The organism is Pseudomonas sp. NFR02, assembly GCF_900119375.1.
Lineage (GTDB): Bacteria > Pseudomonadota > Gammaproteobacteria > Pseudomonadales > Pseudomonadaceae > Aquipseudomonas > Aquipseudomonas paracarnis.
The window spans coordinates 1-18,872 of record NZ_FPJJ01000002.1 but is presented as its reverse complement, the minus strand read 5'-3'; the positions used below and the strand labels follow the sequence as shown (position 1 = coordinate 18,872).

Below are 18,872 nucleotides of genomic sequence, written 5' to 3'. Positions count from 1 at the left end.
CTCAGGCGGCCAAGGTGTGGCGCTTGCCAAACAGCGCCACACTCGCTACCCCGACCGCCCCCATCACCACGCAATACCCCACGCAGATCCACGGGCTGGTTGGCATCAGCGCGATCAACAACAACGGTGTAGTACTTGCCCAGAGTGCGTAGGCAATGTTGTAGGTGAAGGAAATGCCCGACACCCGCACCTGCGCCGGAAACAGCCCGACCATCACCGACGGCACCGCGCCCACCACGCCGCAACTCAGGCCCGCCACGGCATACGCCGCGCCGAGCCACACGCCGCCGGCGATCAGGCTGGCGTACAGCAGCGCAATGCCCACCGGCAGCAACAGGCTGTAGACCAATACCGCGCGCCACGCGCCGATGCGGTCCACCAGCAGGCCGGCGAGGACGCAGCCGATATTCAGGAAGACGATGCCCAGGGCACTCAGAGCGAAGGTATGGCTGGGGCTCATGCCGAAGGTTTTCTGCATCATGGTCGGGGTGATGACCACCAGCACCACCACGGCAGACGTCAGCACGCAGGTGAGGATCATCGCCGGCAGCAGCACGGCGCGATGGTCGCGCAGCACGGTGCGCAAGGGCATTTCGGCAGCGGCCTGGCGACGCGCCTGCATCTCTAGGAATACCGGGGTCTCGCTGAGCCAGCGGCGCAGCCATACGCCGATCACGCCGAATACCCCGCCCAGCAGGAAGGGGAAGCGCCAGGCGTAGTCGAGGATCTCGGCGGGGGTGAAGACTTGCGCGAGCAAAGTGGCGGTCAGTGCCCCCAGCAGGTAACCGAAGGTCAGGCCGGCCTGCAAAAAACCCAAGGCATAGCCACGATGGTGACGCGGTGCGTGCTCGGCGACGAAGGTCCAGGCGCTGGGCACTTCGCCGCCCACCGCTGCGCCTTGCAGCACGCGCAGCGCCAGCAGGATCAGCGGGGCGAAATAGCCGATTTGCGCGTAGGTCGGCATGACGCCGATCAGCAGGCAGGGCAAGGCCATCATGAGAATGCTCAGGCTGAAGACGCGCTTGCGTCCCAGGTGGTCTGCAAAGTGCGCCATCAGGATGCCGCCCAGTGGACGGGCGAGGTAACCGGTGACGAAGATGCCAAAGCTTTGCAGCAGGCGCAGCCACTCGGGCATTTCTGGGGGGAAGAACAGTTGGCTAAGGGTCAGCGCAAAGAACACGAAGATAATGAAGTCGTAGATTTCCAGGGCTCCACCCAAGGCGGCCAGGCCCAGAGTTTTGTAGTCGGAGCGGGAAAAACGCTGCGCCCGTGGGGAAAAGGTGGCAGTCATGTGCAGGCTCGGCAGACAAACAAAATGGCGTGCAGGTTATGAGCTGAGCCCATCGATGGCAATCGCGGCGGATATATTTGTTTTACTCATTGATCGTTGAAGATAACAACATTCCCAAATCAATGGCCGTAGAGGAACATGCCGTAAAACTGCCAAACCCCATAATAACTACAAGAGGAAAGACTCGTGGCCGATGCTATCGAAGACAGCCGCTATGCCCGATTTGCCCTGCGTTGCTCCAACTTCGCCGAGCGCTGGTTTCCTGACTCCTGGGTGTTTGCCGCCCTCGCCGTGATTATCGTCGCCGTCGCGACCCTGGGCATGGGCGCCGCACCGGCCGAAGCGGCCAAGGCATTTGGCGATGGGTTCTGGAGCCTGATCCCGTTCACCATGCAGATGGCCTTTGTGGTGATCGGCGGTTACGTGGTCGCCAGCTCACCACCCGCAGTAAAATTGATCGACCGCCTGGCACGTATTCCCAAGAATGGCCGTTCGGCCGTGGCCTGGGTGGCGTTGATTTCCATGGTGGCTTCATTGCTTAACTGGGGCCTGTCCCTGGTGTTCGGCGGTTTGTTGGTAAGGGCATTGGCCCGGCGCACGGACTTGCGCATGGACTACCGTGCCGCTGGCGCTGCAGCGTACCTGGGCCTGGGGGCCGTATGGGCGCTGGGGCTGTCGTCGTCGGCCGCGCAGTTGCAGGCCAACCCGGCCAGCTTGCCGCCGTCGATTCTGTCGATCACCGGCATGATCCCGTTCACCGAGACTATTTTTTTGTGGCAATCCGGCGTGCTGTTGCTGGCGCTGATCGTAGTGTCGCTGATCATCGCCTACGCCACCGCTCCTGGCCCCAACAGCGCCCGGGATGCCAAGGCCTGCGGCATTGACCCGGCCTTCAACCTGCCCAAGCCACAGGCGCCGACACGCCCCGGTGAATGGCTGGAACACAGCCCGTTGCTGACCATTCTGCTGGCGTTGCTGGCGGCCGGCTGGCTGTTCCATGAGTTCTCGACCAAGCCGGCAATCAGCGCCATCTCGGGGCTCAATACCTATAACTTCCTGTTCATCATGGTGGGCGCGCTGCTGCACTGGCGCCCGCGCAGCTTCCTCGATGCCGTGGCCCGTGCGGTGCCGACCACCACCGGCGTGCTGATCCAGTTCCCGCTGTACGGTTCGATCGCCGCGCTGATGACGGTAGTCAAGGGCGGCGACGGCCAGACCCTGGCGCACCACATCTCGACGTTCTTCACCTCCATCGCCTCACACGACACCTACGCCCTGCTGATGGGTGTGTACTCGGCAGTGCTGGGCTTCTTCATCCCCTCGGGTGGCGGCAAGTGGATCATCGAAGCGCCGTATGTGATGCAAGTGGCCAATGACCTGCAATACCACCTGGGCTGGGCGGTGCAGATCTACAACGCCGCCGAGGCGCTGCCGAACTTGATCAACCCGTTTTATATGTTGCCGTTGCTGGGTGTGCTGGGCCTGAAGGCGCGGGATTTGATCGGGTTTTCATTTGTGCAGTTGCTGGTGCATACGCCGCTGGTGTTGTTTCTGCTGTGGGCGTTGGGAACGACGCTGAAGTATTTGCCGCCTGTGATGCCCTGAATAACGGGTGACCGCAACTGTTGGTAAACAGTTGCGGTCAAGGATTTACAGGAAGGCGTGCCAATAGATCAGGTAATGCACTCTGTACAAGGAATATGTGAATGGCGTGCCGCGAAGTCCGGATGCTGATCCATGATTTTCGTCGACACTTCACCAATGATGATCAGGCTCATGACCACAGCTTGTTGTGTTCGCCGGTCCTCCAAAAACTCTTCTTTGCTCAAGCCCTCTACAAAAGTGATCGCGTCAGTGGCAGCTTGCCAGATAATCCCCTAGCCGACTTTCCGTCATACTGGCCGGGCCTCCGCTAGCACTTTATCGCGAAACTTCAAAGGCAAGTCGCCAGGCGTAAGCAGGTCGACATTAACGCCGAGCAAGTCCTCAAGCTCGACCTGCAACCCACCGAGATCAAAGAGCGTTGTGCCCGGCGGCGCGTCTACCAGCAAATCAAGATCACTGCCTTCTTGGTCAGTCCCCATCAGTACCGACCCAAATACTCTGGGATTGGAAATACGGAAACGTCCGACCACTTCTCGTACAGCCGTTCGTTGCAGATCAAGTGCAGTTGAAGGTCTCACGACTCATCTCAGTGATGTGCATCAGAAGGGCAGTCTAGCAGCGCTTGAGCTGTGTAGACACGCCCCGCCCATCACACGCCTGTCTTTGTTCCGTCACATTCCATTGCTACCGTCCTGCGAAATATCTTGCAACATCTCGCCAAGGATTCCTCGCAATGAGTGACGAGCACAACGACCACCCTGCCCACGACTGCGCCCCCAAAACGCCGGTAGACACCAGCCGTCGGCGCTTCCTCGGCGGTGCGGCGGTGTTGGGGGTGGGTGCAACCTTGAGTGCCTGCGGCAATACCAGCGAAGCACCGAGCCCACCCGTGACGCGGCCGCTCACGCCCCAGGAACTGGACAAAGCGCTGCGCGAGCAGGTGAAAACCGTGGTGGTGATTTACGCCGAGAACCGCAGCTTCAACAATCTGTTCGCAGATTTCCCCGGGGTGGAGAAACCGCTGTCGGCGTTAACCGCCAAGGACTTCCAGCAGCGCGACCGCGATGGCAGCGTATTGCCTGCCCTGCCACCGAGCTGGGGCGGTGTGTTGCAAGTCGGCCCACAAACGGTGGACGGGGTGACTTACCCCAGCGAAGTGCAATTCCAGCAAAACCTGCCCAACGCGCCGTTTGCCCTCAAAGGCCCGCAGGGCGAAGACCTGCCATTGAGCCTGGTGACTCGCGACCTGTGGCACGTGTTCTACCAGAACCAGATGCAGATCAACGGCGGCAAGAATGATGGTTTTGTCGCCTGGGGCGATTCCGGTGGGCTGGTGATGGGCCATTACGCCCAAAGCCGTTATGCCCTGCGCCTGTGGGACGTGGCCAAGGAGTTTGTGCTGTGCGATAACTTCTTCCAGGGCGCGTTTGGTGGCTCGTTCCTTAACCACCAGTACCTGATCAGCGCCACCGCGCCGTTTTATCCCAATGCCGCGCAGTCGGTGGCCAAAGCGCAGATCGCCACGCTGCAAAGCGATGACCCTCGCGGCACACGCCTCAAACCCTTGGACACGTCACCGGCCAGCGCCATGACCGGCCCGCCGCAATTCGGCCCCAGCGCACTGACACCCGATGGTTACGGGGTAAACACCCTGGCCCCGCCCTACTGGCCCACCTGGATCCGCGACCCGCAGAACCCGGATTATTCCAAGCCCGACCTGCCCAATGTGCTGGTGCCGCAAACCCACGAGCATATTGGCGACAAGCTGTCGAAGAAGAACATCGACTGGGCCTGGTACGCCGGTGCGTGGCAAGCCACCCTGGAGCAGTTCAAGGACTCCGGCGGCATCCCCAAGATTCCGAATTTCCAGTACCACCACCAGCCGTTCAATTACTTCAAACAGCAAGGGCCGCAAAACCCCGCAGAACGTGCCAAGCGCTTGCGTGACGGTGGCTTGGGCGATGAGTCGAGCACCAACCGGTTCTTCGCCGACGCCCAGACCGGCAAGCTGCCCGCCGTGAGCTTCTACAAACCCCAGGGCAACCTGAACATGCACGCCGGTTATGCCGACGTGGCCTCGGGCGACCGCCATATCGCCCGCGCCTTGAAGGTGCTGCAAGAAAGCCCGCAGTGGAAAAACATGGTGGTGGTGGTGACCGTGGATGAAAACGGCGGCTGGTGGGACCACGTGGCGCCGCCCCAGGGTGACCGCTGGGGCCCAGGCTCGCGGGTTCCGGCGCTGGTGGTGTCGCCGTTTGCCCGCAAAGGCACGGTGGACCATACGGTGTACGACACGGCATCGATCCTGCGTTTGATCACCCGGGTGTTCCAATTGGAGACCCTGGACGGCCTCAAGCAGCGTGATGACGCGATGATCGCGCGCGGCCAGAAGCCCATGGGCGATCTGAGCAATGCTCTGCAGTTCAGCCTGTAGGGGCTTATCCAATAACGACATGCCGGGCGATTTAACACGCGATTTTCCTGGTCAGCCGCTACTGTGTGCAGGTGGGCTTCCATCCCGCGCAGACGGGCTTCGCTGACAAGGAATTGACTATGTTTAAACCGACCAGGCTGTCCTTCACCCTCGCCGCACTACTGGCGAGTGCGGTCGTACAGGCCGACATCGAGGTGCCACTGGGCAGCACGCAGCGCGTCACCCAGTTGTTCGCGTACCCCAATAACTGCAACGTGATCTGCTTTCGGCCATGGTCACTGGAGCAGACGGCCGAACACTATTTGAACCAGAGCCTGCAACGTGACGGTTACAGCCGGGCCAAGGTCAGTGTTAAGACCCACGACGGTCAGGTCACGGCGACCTTCAGCGGCGTGCCAGACGGTTACGGCCAGCCACTGACCACGCTGCTCAATACCGCCGACCTGGCTTACCAAGGTGCGCGCCAGCTCAACAGCGATGGCAAATGGGCCTACAACTGGTACCTGTTCCTGCCGTTAGGCATGGCCTTGGAAAACCGCAAAAGCATTGAGCTGTTGCACTTCCCTCCGGATTACTCGCTGACCCAGGCTCAGGATTACCTGGAATCGGCCACCACCGACCGCTGGGCCACCTTGTTAAGCGAAAATGGCGTACCGGCCACGGAAACGCCGGCGTACCAGACCATCATCGATATCGCGCCCATCGCTGCACCGTCCAATGCCGGCAAAGACTTGGAAACTGTCTACGGGTATTTCACCGACTACCAGACCCGCATGGTCAAGGAGCTGAGCCTGCGCCCTGGCGGCGCATTGCCGATGGTGGCCTTCGGCGCGCCGGTGCGTAGCTGGATCCAGCAACAATACGGGCAAACCGTGGGCGTGCTGAGCCTGGCGCAGATCAGCCCGGAGCCTGGCAAAACCGTCTCGGTATTGGGCGCCAACCACCCCAGCTACATTTGGTATGCCGCCAGCCCCGACAGCTATGACGGTGACGAGCAAAAAGCCGACGACGCCGGCTTGAAAGTGATGGGCCAGGACTTGAGCGCCGCCTGCTGGCAAGCCGGCATGGGCCAGAAGCCCGCCAGCGATGCAAATGTATTGCTCAAGGCCTGCCAGAACACGTGGCAGGTCACGCGCAAGGAGCAGACGTGTGAGTTGTTCTACACCTCGGTGCGCCACCTGACACCCGAGCAGGCCAACGCCAAGTGCGCCACAGCGCCCATCAAGGCGCAGTTGAAACAGCTGAGAAATGCCGCCCCCGCCCCCACCGTCACGGCCCCTGCGCTTTAAGGTGAATAAACCGTTTCTACTGTCAACTTTGACAGTAGAAATCGGATCCCACTTCGGCGAATCTTGGGCCGCGCCCATTTGCTGCAAGACTAGCCGTCACACCCGCAGGTCCATGCAGCCCCGCTCAGGAGAGTGATGAAAACTCGAGCCATGGATAAGGCTGAAACGGCTGTGAATGACTGCCTCTATCCCTTCAAGACGCTGCTCGTGGAACAGGGTTACCCCTCGACCGAGCACTTTGAGGTCAAGCAAGAGGCTGAAGGGGTTGCGGCCAGGGTCACGGCGCGCGTGGCCTTTGAGAGTCGCACGCGCATTGCTAAGGTTTCCGGTTATGCCGTGAGCGAACGGCGCCCGTACACGCTGCAACTGTCACCCCGCATCCACTTGTACGATTGTTGGCTCTGCGGCCTGTTACAGCACTCCTGCAACCCGAACGTGTTTCTAGACACGACGTACCTGGAGCTATGGACGGTGCAACCCATCGGCGCCGGCAGCTTGCTGACGCTGGATTACGCCACCACCGAAGACACACTGGCCCGGCAGTTCGCTTGCCATTGCGGCGAGCTGAACTGCCGGGGCTGGATCGCCGGCAGCAAGGAGCCGCTGAACGCCGAAGGCCAGGCCTTCATGGCCTGGTGGCGTGAGCACAAACGACCTTAGGCTTCGCCCAACGGACGCAGGCGGTATTGCGGCGGCAGTTGCTCGAAGCCACTGATGGTGGTGTTCAAACTCTTCCAGCGACCGTCCTTGATGCCATAGATGCAGCCATGGATCGACAGGCTCTGCCCACGATGCCAGGCATTTTGCACAATGCTGGTGTGGCCGACGTTGGCCACCTGCTGGATCACGTTGAGCTCGCACATGCGGTCCACACGCTCTTCTTCGGTCGGCAACTGGGCCAGCACATCGCGGTTTTCGTAGTAAAGGTCGCGAATGGTGCGCAGCCAGCCATCGATCAGGCCGAACTGGCGGTCCTGCATCGACGCACGCACGCCGCCACAGCCGTAGTGGCCGGTGACGAGGATGTGTTTGACCTTGAGCACGTCCACCGCGTACTGGATCACCGACAGGCAGTTGAGGTCAGTGTGCAGCACCACGTTGGCCACGTTGCGGTGCACGAACAGGTCACCAGGCAACATGCCGACGATCTCGTTGGCCGGTACACGGGCATCGGAACATCCGATCCACAGGTATTCCGGGGTCTGCTGGCGGGCGAGCTTGGCGAAGAATTCGGGATCTTCCTGTTTGATCGCATCCGCCCAGCGTTCGTTGTTATCAAGCAGGTCTTGTAGTTCGTTCATCAGGGAAGCCTCAGGAATGATGCGCAGGTTTGTGACTGACAAGCCCTCGTCCGGGTCACGCCAGGCGCTAATTAGCTTGAATTTTTTGGCTGCCATGCCTGTCCACACACTATAAGCCCCACAGTATGAGGATTGGCCATGACTGAATCACGACGTCCCTACGGCGCAACACAGCCGGAACCGATCGATGACAACGAAGACCGCATGGGTGAGATGCGCGAGCTGGATTTTGACGAGCAGGACCAGACTGCGGAAATCGGCGACGAGCTGCCGCGCCGTGAGCGCGACCATCTGATGCCCGACGAACGGGTGCGCGAAGCCGGGCTGACCGGCGCTTCGACGGATGATCATGAATCCACCGATGACGATATGAGCCCGCAGACGCTGATCCGTGAGGATGGCGCGCGGGATGCGCAGGAGGAAGGCGAAGACAATGCCGCCGACTATGACTTGAGCGTCGTGGGAGAAAATGACATTGGTGGCGGGAATGGCTTGGATGAGGCGGAACTGGCGGATCTGGACCCGCTGAACCGCAAGCGCTGATCGATCATCACCCTATGTAAGTGTAGGAGCGAGCTTGCTCGCGAAAAACCCACAGGCGACGCGTTCATCCAGGAAGCACGCGTTATCGTTGACGTTTTTCGCGAGCAAGCTCGCTCCTACAGCTCACGGTTTTTCAGTCGACGAGGGTGCAGGCCATCACAACCGCGTCTTCGCGGCCACCGACTGCCGGGTAGTAATCCCGGCGACGGCCGATCTCGTTGAAGCCATAACGCTCATACAGGCGAAACGCGCCGGTATTGCTGTCGCGCACTTCCAGGAAGCACTCCCGGGCATTGGCCGCATAGGCACGGGACATCAGGTGTTCCAGCAAAGCAAGGCCCAAACCACGGCCCTGGTTTTCCGGCTTCACAGTAATGTTCAGCAAGTGCGCTTCATCGAGAATGATCTGCACCACCCCGTGACCCACTTGCTGCTCGCCTTCGAACATCAGCCAGATCTGGTACTTGCCCAGCCCGTCGAGAAAAATCCCGCGGGTCCAGGGGTGGCTGAACGCCGCGTATTCGATTTTCAGCACGGCGTCGAGGTCGGCCTCGGTCATCGGGCGAAAGGATAAAGCCTCACTCATCAGTTGTTTTCCAGCGCGCCATCAGCCGGCGCATGGCTTGCCAGACATCAGCCTTACGCTGTGGCTCTTCCATTAATAATTCCAGGCCCGGCAGGGCCCACACCGAACCCAGGCCTTCAACCTGCAGCTCGCGGTACCAGGCCTCGGCGTTGGCTTCACCGGCAAACCGCACGGCGGGCAGGCCAATCAGCCACAGGCACACGCAGGGCTCGTCTTCCAGGCGTGCCGAGACAAACCCCTGGACGAAATCTCGTGCGGCCTCCGGGCCCTGGTCCATGGTGCCGCGCACCAGCAGCGGCCAGCGCACCGGCTCACCGACTATCTGAGGACTGTCAGGCAGGCCGGCGGCGCGCAGCATGTCCTTGAGCAACAGGTAGGCCGGGTCGCGGGACTGGAAACGCTCGCCGGTCGGCAGTTCCACCAGCAACAGGCAACGCCCGGCCCGCAGCAATTGCAGGGCAAAGCGTGGCGGCGGCACCACGGGCGCCTTGGCCACCGGCGCAGCCTCCTCCACCACCTTGGCAGCCTTGGTCGCCGGCGCAGGGCGCGGCACTTCGATCTTGGCCCGCTCGACCGCCGGGCGCGTCTCTGGGGTGGGTTTGACCACCGCCACGGGCGCGGCCGCCTCTTCTCCCGACGACTCGAACGCCTCGTAGGGCTCAAGCGCCTGCAACAACTCGGGCCGCGATGGTGCGGCAAACGGCAGTTCGGTGCGGGGCAGCCAGTTGACCACCTGCATGGCGGTCAAGTAAGCGCGACGTCGGGACTCGATAAGCACAGCTCGGCCACTTGTGGATAAGTAAAGAGCGGGGATTCTACCGCTGTTCGGCCACAATCGCCCACTGCGCACTGACCGGCTGTGGATAAATCCCGCGCCTGATGCAGTACAATCGCGACTTTTAATCGCCAACCAGCCGGCCATTCCCATGATCGAACCCAAGCGCGTCCTGCGCGCCCTCGCCGAACACTGGGCCTTACTTGAGCCTCTGTGCGAACACTTCGACCAAGGCACCCTGAGCCTGGGCGAGCTGCGCGCGCAATTGGCCGCCCAACAACTGGACAGCACGCCCCAGGACATCACCAGCCTGCTGGACGTGTGGATTCGCCTGGATATCCTGGTGCCTGTCGCCAAGAGCCCGAACCGTTTCGAGCTCAACGCGCAGATCCACGACTTCCTCGCCTATCTTCGCAAGGAGCACCGGCTTGGCCTGTGCCTGGAAATCGAAGCCTACCTGCGCCACCTGGAGCGCCTGGCCGGTTATATCCAGGACGCCTTCGACATCCGCGACGGCCATGACCTGGCTCGGCAACTGCGCCTGCTGGATATGCGCGTGCGCGACGTGCTGAAAAAACTTGCCAACGACGAACAGGCCCTCGCCGCCGTGGCTGACCGCGCCAAGACCAGCGACCGCCAGATTCCGTTGCGCCAGCGCTACGCCGAAGTACTGGCGACCTGGGACGAATACGTCGAGCCGATGATCCAGTTGGTGAACGCCGACGGCGCCTTCGAGCAAGGCGTGCGTAAGGTGGAAAACGTGCTGCTGCGCATGCTCACCGAGCAACAGCGTCTTGGCCACCTGGTGGACGACGACATGCTGCTGCGCACCCACGCACGCATTCTCGAAATGCAAACCAGCGCCCAGCTGACCTTGCGCCATGCACGGGAGTTGCTGCTGCCGCTGCGTGAAGAAGCACGCCGGCATAACGCCGTGACTCGCGGTGCGGCGCTGGCCCTGTCGGCGATTCGCCGCAAAGGCCTGGACGCGGTGCCGCAAGCGGCGATGCCGATGTTCACGCGGCCGCAAAGTACCTTCTTGGGCAGTGCCAGCCAGGTCGAAGCCTATGTGTACGCCTTGGCGAATTTCGAGCCGAAACCGGCGCGTTTCCCCAAGGCGCACAAGTCCCACAAAGGCGAAGCCCCGCGCGCACCGCGTACGGTCAAGGAAATGCTTGAACGCTGCGAAGACGCGTTGCCAATGCCGGACCTGATGACCTGGCTGCTGGAGCAGGAACCGGACGGCGCCACCGATGAATTGCTGTACTGGTTCTCGCGCCTGTCCCGGGAAAAACGCTTCAAGCGCGAGCGCCTGGAACGTCGCGATTACCACACCCACGAGCACCAGGTCAGCCTGCGCTCCTTCGCCCTGCTCCCGGCCGGCGTCGATGCCACCGAGAATTCTGCGAGCACGCCTTATGCATCTTGATCTATCCGAACTGTCCCAACTGGCGCCGATCTTTCGCGAGCTGTTCAAGGGTTACCACGTCAGCCGCCGCGACCCGGAGCTGTACGCGCAATTGTCGAACTTCCAGGACCAGTACCGCACGCTGTTCAAGGCGCTGGGCTTTGAGCTGGTATGCGATACCCGCGGTTTCTACTACTTCGTCCCGGACACCGCCGTGGCTGCCGCGCAGGTGAACAAAACCGCCCAGCGCCTGGCCTTGTTTACTTTCATCATCGTCGAACACCTGGCCGACCAAGGCCGCGACCCGGTTGCCGTGCTCGACGGCGGCAGCCTGGGCCGTGATGAATTGCCTTCGTTGCTGGAGAAATACCGTGACCTGTTTATCCAGGCCGAGGTGCAAACCCAGGAAGAACTCGAAGAAAAAATCATGCGCCGCATGACCCAACTGGGTTTTGCCAGCGAAGACAACGGTATCTACCGCTTCCTGCCGCCGATGCACCGCTTCCTGGATGTGTGCCTGTCGGTGCAGCAAGACCGCGACCTCGCCGCCAGCGTGCACAGCGTACTGCCACTGCCAGAACCGGTGATTATCGACGAAGACAGCGATGAGAAACTGCTGAAGACCGATGACCCGCTGGATTTGAGCGCCTTCACTGAGGAAAGCGAAGAAGATGCCCTGGCCCGTGCCATTGCCGAAGAACAGGAGACCGACGCATGAGTAAGGAACGCTACGGCATCCGCCGCTTCGCCCTATTGAACACCGCCGGTTACAGCCTGGGTTTGTTCCCGCTGGAAGAGCCGCTGTCGGTGTACGGCGCCAACAACCTGGGTAAATCCGCCTCGATCAACGCCTTGCAGTTCCCGATCCTGGCACGTATGTCGGACATGAGCTTCGGCAAGTACACCCTGGAACAATCACGGCGTTTCTACTTTGCCACCGACACCAGCTACATCCTGGTAGAAGTCTCGCTGCCCCACGGCCCCCACGTCATCGGCGTGGTCGGCCGCGGCCCGGGCGGCGGCTTTGGTCATCAGTTCTTTGCCTACGCCGGCAAGCTGGACCTGGCCCACTACCAGAAAAACGACACCTGCCTGCGCCAGAAAGAGCTGTTCACCAACCTTGAGCGCGAGGGCCTCAAAGCCTACGAACTCAAGCCTGATGAGCTGCGGCGCTTGCTGGTGGGCGGGCATACGTCGATCCCGCTGGACCTGACCCTGATTCCGCTGCGCTCCACCAGCGAGCAGAGCCTGAAGACGTTCCGCGCGCTGTTTATCAACCTGCTACACATGCGCGAAATCACCGCGGCCAAGCTCAAGCAACTGTTCCTTGATGCCTTCGAACACAGCCTGCGTTCGGGCAGTGTCGATTACATCGCAGCCTGTGAAGAAGCCTTCCGCGATGTGCGACGCATGGAGCAGGACTACAACTCGCTGGTGGCAGCCGGCCCCTTGGTTGAAGCCTTGGCCAATGGCGTGAAACAGCGCGACGCCCTGCGCGGCAAACTGCATCGCCTGTCGCCACTGCTGGATTCATTGCTGGGCACTTGGTCGGACTACGCCAGTGCGCGCAAGGAAGAGCTGACCATCCAGGCCGAACACTACCGCAACGAGCAGGACGCGCTGCAAAACGACCAGCGCGGCGGCACCCAAGAGCTGATGCGCCTGGAGCGCGAAATCAGCGGCATCCAGCGTTGGTTGGGCGAGTTGTCGGTGCTCAAGCATCGCTTTGCCCTGGTGGATGACGTCAAGATGCTGGAGCAACAACTGCTCGCCGCCAAAGACGCCCACGATGAACTGGCGGGCGCCTTGGCGCAGTCGCGACAGTTCAGCGCCGAGGACCTGGACGAGCGCCTGCGCGACCTGGAAAAGCGCTTGAAGTCGGTCAAGCAGCAGCTCGATCACGCGGACAACAACAGCTACGCCAAGCTGCGCGAAGAGTTCTCGCAGCAGGATGTCGAGCGCCTGATGCGCCTGTTCAACAGCTCGTTGTTCAGCCTGCCGCTGGGCGAACATGGCATCACGCTGGACGAAGACGGCCAGTGGGTCAAATCCCTGGAGCAGATCCTCGATAGCTTCAAGGGCGAGCGCTTTGAAGTGCCGGGGCTGTCCATCGATATCTCCCACATCGAGCCGCCGGCACTGCAAGCCCTGGCGGACCGCGCCGCGTTGCGTGACCAGAAAGAACGTCTGGAAAAAGAACTCAAGCAACTGAAAACCCAGCAGGCCGTGGCGTCCGACCGCGCTGCAAGCAAGACCCAGACCGAAGCGCTGTACCAGCAGGTGCTGGACGCCCAGAAGGCTTTGGAAGACTTCCGCCGCACCCAGACCCTGAGCGCCGAAGAAGGCGAGAAGCTGGAAAACCTGGCGCAGATGGAAGCCGCCCAGGACGAGTTGAAACGTTCCAGCGATGCCTTTACCGAGCGCGTCCAGCAACTGTCGGCCAAGCTGCAATTGGTCGGCCGCCAGATCGGCGATATGGAAGCCAAGCAACGCACGCTGGATGACGCCTTGCGCCGTCGTCAGCTCTTGCCGGCGGACCTGCCGTTCGGCACGCCATTCATGGACCCGGTCGACGACTCCATGGACAACCTGCTGCCGCTGCTCAATGACTATCAGGACAGTTGGCAGGGCTTGCTGCGCGCCGATGGCCAGATCGAAGCGCTGTACGCCCAGGTGCGTCTCAAGGGCGTGGCCAAGTTCGACAGCGAAGATGACATGGAGCGTCGCCTGCAGCTGCTGATCAACGCTTATGCGCACCGCACCGATGAGGCGTTGACGCTTGGTAAGGCACGTCGTGCGGCGGTCACCGATATCGCCCGTACCCTGCGCAATATCCGCAGCGACTACGACAGCCTTGAACACCAGTTGGCGTTGTTCAACCGCGAGATCAACAAACGCCAGGTGTCCAACCTGCAGAGCTTTCGCATCGTGCTGGCGCCGAACAAGGAAGCCCTCAAGCATATCGACCAGATCATCCACAGTGCCGGTCAGTATGAAGAAGGCGAGACCCTCTCGGTGTTCGACCTCAGCCAGAGCGCCGAACAGGACAACAAGAACGAAGAAGCCAAGGAATACCTGGCTCGCCTGGTAGCCGCCAACCATAACCAGTTAGGCCTCAAGGACTTGTTCGAATTGGCGTTCGAGATCACCAAGGTCAACGGCCAGCCGGTGATCCATACCGACATCGACGGCGCTGCGTCCAACGGCACCACCATGACCATCAAGGCGCTGACCAACATGTACCTGTTGCTGCACTTGATGGACCGCGACCAGGCCGGTCGCGTACGGTTGCCGTACTACCTCGATGAAGCGGCAGACATCGATGAGAAGAACCAGGCCGCCTTGCTGGAAACCAGCCTGCAATTGGGCTTTGTACCGATCCTGGCCAGTGTGAAGCCGCAGGTGTCCGCCCAGGTGGCGATTGACCTGGAAGGCGGCAGCGGGCCGAGCGGGATCTACATCGATGAGGCGGACTGGAAGTACATCCGTCGCCATGATGTGGTGAAGGCGACGATGAATGTACAGGCGGACGAGCCGGAGCTGGATGAAGTCTGACGGGTTGTACTGAAAGGCAAAAAGGCCGCGATCCTTTGGATCGCGGCCTTTTTTTCGGTTTGGGATTTGCGGTGTGTTTGTGGGCCTCATCGCGGGCAAGCCCGGCTCCCACAGGGATATGCATTTTCAGCAAGTATGCATTCCAACTGTGGGAGCCGGGCTTGCCCGCGATAGCCGCGCCTCGGTTTATTTACCGAGTGGAATCTTAGGCGCCCAGGTCAGCCATTCATCCTCAAACTTGTCGAACAACGGGAACGTCTGCTGCGGCCGTGCCGGGTTACCCATGCGCTCGCCATCCGGGGTGGCAAAGGCGATCCCGCCGGCCACCAGCGTTTCCAGGGACTCGGTACGCACGGTCGCGCCCTTGAACAAGCCGAAGTCGAGGCCAAAGCCGCTGGTGTTCCAGAAGCGGCTGCCACTGCGTACCAGCGGCGCGTACTTGGGTTCGATCAGGATGTGCACCAGCACGCGGTCAGCGGTCTGGCCCAACTCGTAGCCGGTGACTTTACCCACCGTCACTTCACGGTAGGTGACCGGTACCCCTTCCTTCAGCGAACCACGGCGGGCAGCGCTGAGTGTGAGGCTCAGGCCAGCCTCCTGATGCACCGCTTCGGGCGGCTGGGCCAGGGCGACAAAACTCTTTTGCGGGCCGGCATTTTTCGCGGCCGGTTGCACTTCGATGTATTGGCCGGTGACCAGGGTCTCCAGGTTAGCCGTCTTCATCAGGCCCAGTTCCGGCTTGACCACCCAGAACTGACTGCCCGTACGCGCAATGCGGTCCGCGACCTGAGTGATACGCGCCTTGAGCAGCACCGACTGCATGTCGGCACTGAGGTCGACACTTTCGATCTTGCCGACATCCAACCCCTTGAAGCGCACCGGTGTGCCGGCGCTCAGGCCGTCGGCGCGGTCGACTTTGATGGTCACCAGAGTGCCGTGCTGGTTGGCGGCATCACGGTCGGCATACAGGCGAAAGCGCGGGATGCGATGTTTCAATGGCACATTCGGTTCCGGCGTTTCGAAGGCGATACCACCCGCCATCAGGCTGGCCAGGGACTCGCTTTTGACCTGGATGCCGCCGGTGAGGCCGCCCGTAAGGGTGACGCCGCTGGCATTCCAGAAGCGCGTCGAGCCGTTGACCAGGCTTTCGTATTCCTTCTCGATATGAACGCCGATCACCAGCTGTTTTTTCTTGCGTGAAAACTGGTAGCTCTGCACCGAACCGACTTTGACCTGTTTGTACAGAATCGGGCTGCCGACATCCAACGAGCCCAGGCTGTCGGTGAGCAGCACCATGTGCAGCCCCGGGGAACGCAGGTCCAAAGGCGGGGCCTTGGCGCGGGCTACGTATTCGCGTTGTGGCGGGGTGCCTTTGTCGCCTGGGCGAATCGCGATGTAGTTGCCCTTGACCAAGGCCTCCAGGCCAGTGATGCCTGCCAGGGAGATGGACGGCTTGACCACCCAGAATTGCGTGTCTTCGACCAGGTAATCTTCAGCCAATGGATCGAGGGTCAGCTCGGCGCTGGCGCTGGACAGGTCCGGATCGATCTTCAGGGTTTTCAGGCTGCCAACCTGGATACCTTTGTACATGACCGGCGTACGCCCGGCCTGCAGGCCTTCAAAGTCAGTGAGCTTGACCTTGACCTTGATCCCCGCTGCGGCGGCATCGAAATCTTCGTATAGGCGGAAAGGCAGGCTCGGATCGGTGGGCGGGCTGTCTTTGCGGTTTTCAGGAGTGGCGAAGGCGATACCTCCGGCGACAATGCTGGAGAGGGATTCGCTGCGCACTTTCAAGCCGGAAAGGTTGGCGTCGATACTGATGCCGCTGGCATTCCAGAAACGCGTGTGTTTGCGCACCAGGTTGGCGTAGGTCGGCTCGATATAGACCTTGATCTCGACGGTGCTCTGGTCTTCAGACAGCAGGTAGCTTTTAACCTGGCCGACCTGAATCTGCTTGTAGAACACCGGGCTGCCACGGTTCAGCGAGCCCAGGCGATCGGCCTTGAGGGTCAGGTGCAAGCCGGGCTTGGCGTCGGATAACGGCGGTTCTTCGGAGAGCGCCTTGAACTTGCGCGTGGGCTCGCCGTCACCGGGGCTGGCGGCGATGTAGTTACCTGAAACCAGGGTTTCCAAGCCGGTGATGCCGGCAAGGCTGACGCTGGGCTTGACCAACCAGAAGCGGGTGTTGGTCTTCAGGTACTGCTCAACGTCCTTGTTCATCTCGATGGTGGCGATCACCCCGCGATTGCTGCCCTCGTCATCCAGGGCCAGGGTTTTGACCTTGCCCACGGTCATGCCTTTGTAGACCACTTCGGTCTTGTTGATCTGAATGCCTTCACCGCTCTCAAAGCGAACTTGAATCTCGATACCTTGCTGGGAATAGGCACGCCACCCCAGCCAGCCACCGATGATCAGGGCAATCAGGGGCAACACCCAAATGGCCGACCAGTTAGAGGCTGGGCGGGTTTTAGCTTTAGGCAAATCACTCATGGTCGTCGTCCGACTCCGTGTTATCCCAAATCAGTCGGGGATCGAAAGTTACTGCGGCAAGCATCGTCAAGATCACCACACTGGCGAACGCCGCAGCGCCGAGGTTGGCCTCGACACTGGCGAGTCGCCCAAAGTTAACGACCGCCACCAGGATGGCGATCACGAAAATATCCAGCATGGACCAACGCCCAATGAATTCGATAAAGCGATACATCACAATGCGTTGTTGCGCGGACAGTGGCTGGTGACGCTGCACCGAGAACAGCAGCAAGCCAATGCCGACCAACTTGAAGGTCGGTACCAGGATACTGGCGATGAACACCACGGCAGCGATAGGAAACATCCCGTGCTGCACCAATTGGATGACACCCGACATGATGGTGCTGGGGTCGCCTTGCCCGAGGGAGCTGACCGTCATGATGGGTAACAGGTTAGCGGGGATATACAGGATTGCGGCGGTGATCAACAGTGCCCAGGTGCGTGTAAGGCTATTAGGGCGACGGGCATGGATCAACGCGCCGCAACGGTTGCAGAGTTGCTCATCGGTATCCGCTTCCTGCTTGTTCAACTCATGACATTCGGTACAAATCAGAATGCCTGCATCAATCGCCCGCATGGTCATCCTCTCCTGACAGCGCTTGCCAGATCTGATGAGGTGACATCACCACCTCAAGCAGAACTTGGACTATTAATAAACTGACGAAGCAGACCAGACCCAGGCCAATGGTGATGGAGGCCATATCGGCGAGCTTTACGATCGCCACCAGCACACCCATCAAGTAGACCTCCAACATCCCCCAATCCTTCATGTGGTGGTAGATGCGGTATAGCAGCAGCCCGTAGTTGCGACCGATGTTCCAGCGAATGCTGAGCAGCACTGCCAATTGGCACAGGAGCTTGAGCAAGGGGATGCCCATGCTGCACAGGAACACTACGGCGGCAACGCCTTGCATACCGGTATCGAACAGGCCGACCACGCCGCTCCACACGGTGTCCTCCGAGGACTGCCCGAGTAGATTGAGCTGCATGATGGGCAAAAAGTTCGCGGGGATGTACAGCAGCAGGGCTGCCAGTACCAAGGCGAGGCTGCGCTCGACCACATTGTGCCGATGAGCGTATAGCTCGTAACCACAACGTGGGCATTGGGCTTTTTCGCCGAGGGCGAGCGTTGGTTTGCGCATCAGCAAGTCGCACTCATGGCATGCCACCAGGTCGTCCAGCGGTAAATCCGACACCTCGCGGGCATCAACCGGATCGGGCATAGATAGGGCTCTGACTCTAATAATGGTTAGGTGGCTATTCTAGTGGTGTCGCTCAGAAATAACTGTGCAAATTTGTCGGGCCAGTCAGGTCGCAGGTGGGGGCGGACAGGCGTGCGGGGACAAGGTGGACACTTTTCGAGCGCCCAAAACAAAACCCCAACTGCTTTCGCAATTGGGGTTTCGGAATTTAATCTTGACGATGACCTACTCTCACATGGGGAAACCCCACACTACCATCGGCGATGCATCGTTTCACTGCTGAGTTCGGGATGGGATCAGGTGGTTCCAATGCTCTATGGTCGTCAAGAAATTCGGGTACTGAGTCGTGGCCAG

At 60.7% G+C, this 18,872-nt stretch carries 17 protein-coding genes and 1 rRNA gene; 8 read left to right on the top strand and 10 right to left on the bottom strand.

The annotated features are described in order from the left end of the window. Nucleotide 1: 1 nt before the first annotated feature. Nucleotides 2-1,291, bottom strand: coding sequence for an MFS transporter (locus tag BT199_RS05745; protein ID WP_020301437.1), 1,290 nt, complete (start codon nucleotides 1,289-1,291; stop codon nucleotides 2-4). Between the two features lie 186 nt (nucleotides 1,292-1,477). Between BT199_RS05745 and BT199_RS05740 the strand changes: the two genes are divergently transcribed. Continuing rightward, the gene (locus tag BT199_RS05740; protein ID WP_003188294.1) at nucleotides 1,478-2,896 is read left to right on the top strand and encodes a short-chain fatty acid transporter; all 1,419 of its coding nucleotides are present in this window, start codon (nucleotides 1,478-1,480) and stop codon (nucleotides 2,894-2,896) included. 68 nt (nucleotides 2,897-2,964) lie between these two features. Here BT199_RS05740 and BT199_RS27375 read toward each other — a convergent pair whose 3' ends face one another. After that, nucleotides 2,965-3,102, bottom strand: coding sequence for a hypothetical protein (locus BT199_RS27375; protein WP_230633863.1), 138 nt, complete (start codon nucleotides 3,100-3,102; stop codon nucleotides 2,965-2,967). A gap of 81 nt (nucleotides 3,103-3,183) precedes the next feature. Continuing rightward, nucleotides 3,184-3,474 (bottom strand): nucleotidyltransferase family protein, encoded by a 291-nt coding sequence (locus tag BT199_RS05730; protein ID WP_032893707.1) that lies wholly within the window; start codon nucleotides 3,472-3,474, stop codon nucleotides 3,184-3,186. Nucleotides 3,475-3,629: 155 nt separating this feature from the next. Here BT199_RS05730 and acpA point away from each other — a divergent pair, with 155 nt between their 5' ends. The 3 genes from acpA to BT199_RS05715 all read left to right on the top strand — a co-directional run bounded on the left by acpA (nucleotide 3,630) and on the right by BT199_RS05715 (nucleotide 7,279). Further along, nucleotides 3,630-5,330, top strand: coding sequence for an acid phosphatase (gene acpA / locus BT199_RS05725; protein ID WP_072434127.1), 1,701 nt, complete (start codon nucleotides 3,630-3,632; stop codon nucleotides 5,328-5,330). Nucleotides 5,331-5,449: 119 nt separating this feature from the next. After that, nucleotides 5,450-6,619 (top strand): hypothetical protein, encoded by a 1,170-nt coding sequence (locus BT199_RS05720; RefSeq protein ID WP_072434126.1) that lies wholly within the window; start codon nucleotides 5,450-5,452, stop codon nucleotides 6,617-6,619. 135 nt (nucleotides 6,620-6,754) lie between these two features. After that, entirely contained in the window at nucleotides 6,755-7,279 is a 525-nt protein-coding gene (locus BT199_RS05715) for an SET domain-containing protein-lysine N-methyltransferase (protein WP_072434125.1), read from the top strand. Here the strand turns inward: BT199_RS05715 and can are convergent. Continuing rightward, nucleotides 7,276-7,920 carry a carbonate dehydratase gene (gene can / locus BT199_RS05710; RefSeq protein ID WP_003188288.1) on the bottom strand — a complete coding sequence of 215 codons (645 nt, stop codon included), beginning with the start codon at nucleotides 7,918-7,920 and terminating at the stop codon, nucleotides 7,276-7,278. The two genes, BT199_RS05715 and can, sit on opposite strands and share 4 nt — an antisense overlap. Before the next feature lie 138 nt (nucleotides 7,921-8,058). Here can and BT199_RS05705 point away from each other — a divergent pair, with 138 nt between their 5' ends. Next, a complete protein-coding gene (locus tag BT199_RS05705) occupies nucleotides 8,059-8,463 on the top strand; it encodes a serine kinase/phosphatase (protein WP_072434124.1) in 405 nt (134 codons plus the stop codon). A gap of 133 nt (nucleotides 8,464-8,596) precedes the next feature. Here BT199_RS05705 and rimI read toward each other — a convergent pair whose 3' ends face one another. Beyond that, a complete protein-coding gene (rimI, locus tag BT199_RS05700; protein WP_003188286.1) occupies nucleotides 8,597-9,049 on the bottom strand; it encodes a ribosomal protein S18-alanine N-acetyltransferase in 453 nt (150 codons plus the stop codon). Further along, nucleotides 9,042-9,788 carry a flagellar biosynthesis protein FlhF gene (locus BT199_RS05695; RefSeq protein WP_014716785.1) on the bottom strand — a complete coding sequence of 249 codons (747 nt, stop codon included), beginning with the start codon at nucleotides 9,786-9,788 and terminating at the stop codon, nucleotides 9,042-9,044. Before BT199_RS05695 ends, rimI begins: the two co-directional genes overlap by 8 nt. Nucleotides 9,789-9,975: 187 nt before the next feature. Between BT199_RS05695 and mksB the strand changes: the two genes are divergently transcribed. From mksB to mksF, 3 genes are read left to right on the top strand one after another with little or no spacing between them, the layout of a single operon-like run. After that, entirely contained in the window at nucleotides 9,976-11,253 is a 1,278-nt protein-coding gene (mksB, locus tag BT199_RS05690) for an Mks condensin complex protein MksB (protein ID WP_014716784.1), read from the top strand. Continuing rightward, nucleotides 11,243-11,950: an Mks condensin complex protein MksE gene (gene mksE, locus BT199_RS05685; RefSeq protein WP_072434123.1), complete on the top strand. Its 708-nt coding sequence runs from the start codon at nucleotides 11,243-11,245 to the stop codon at nucleotides 11,948-11,950. The genes mksB and mksE overlap by 11 nt, the downstream gene beginning before the upstream one ends. Beyond that, a complete protein-coding gene (gene mksF, locus BT199_RS05680) occupies nucleotides 11,947-14,787 on the top strand; it encodes an Mks condensin complex protein MksF (RefSeq protein ID WP_072434122.1) in 2,841 nt (946 codons plus the stop codon). The genes mksE and mksF overlap by 4 nt, the downstream gene beginning before the upstream one ends. Before the next feature lie 186 nt (nucleotides 14,788-14,973). On the opposite strand, the gene BT199_RS05675 is transcribed toward mksF, so the two are convergent. The 4 genes from BT199_RS05675 to rrf form a co-directional block, all read right to left on the bottom strand. Then, nucleotides 14,974-17,277 (bottom strand): PqiB family protein, encoded by a 2,304-nt coding sequence (locus tag BT199_RS05675; RefSeq protein WP_019817032.1) that lies wholly within the window; start codon nucleotides 17,275-17,277, stop codon nucleotides 14,974-14,976. Beyond that, the gene (locus BT199_RS05670) at nucleotides 17,270-17,893 is read right to left on the bottom strand and encodes a paraquat-inducible protein A (protein ID WP_072434121.1); all 624 of its coding nucleotides are present in this window, start codon (nucleotides 17,891-17,893) and stop codon (nucleotides 17,270-17,272) included. The genes BT199_RS05675 and BT199_RS05670 overlap by 8 nt, the downstream gene beginning before the upstream one ends. Further along, on the bottom strand, nucleotides 17,880-18,539 hold the full coding sequence (locus BT199_RS05665) for a paraquat-inducible protein A (RefSeq protein ID WP_014716779.1): 660 nt from the start codon (nucleotides 18,537-18,539) through the stop codon (nucleotides 17,880-17,882). Before BT199_RS05665 ends, BT199_RS05670 begins: the two co-directional genes overlap by 14 nt. Before the next feature lie 191 nt (nucleotides 18,540-18,730). Next, nucleotides 18,731-18,846: ribosomal RNA gene (rrf, locus tag BT199_RS05660) — 5S ribosomal RNA — on the bottom strand. Nucleotides 18,847-18,872: the final 26 nt, after the last annotated feature.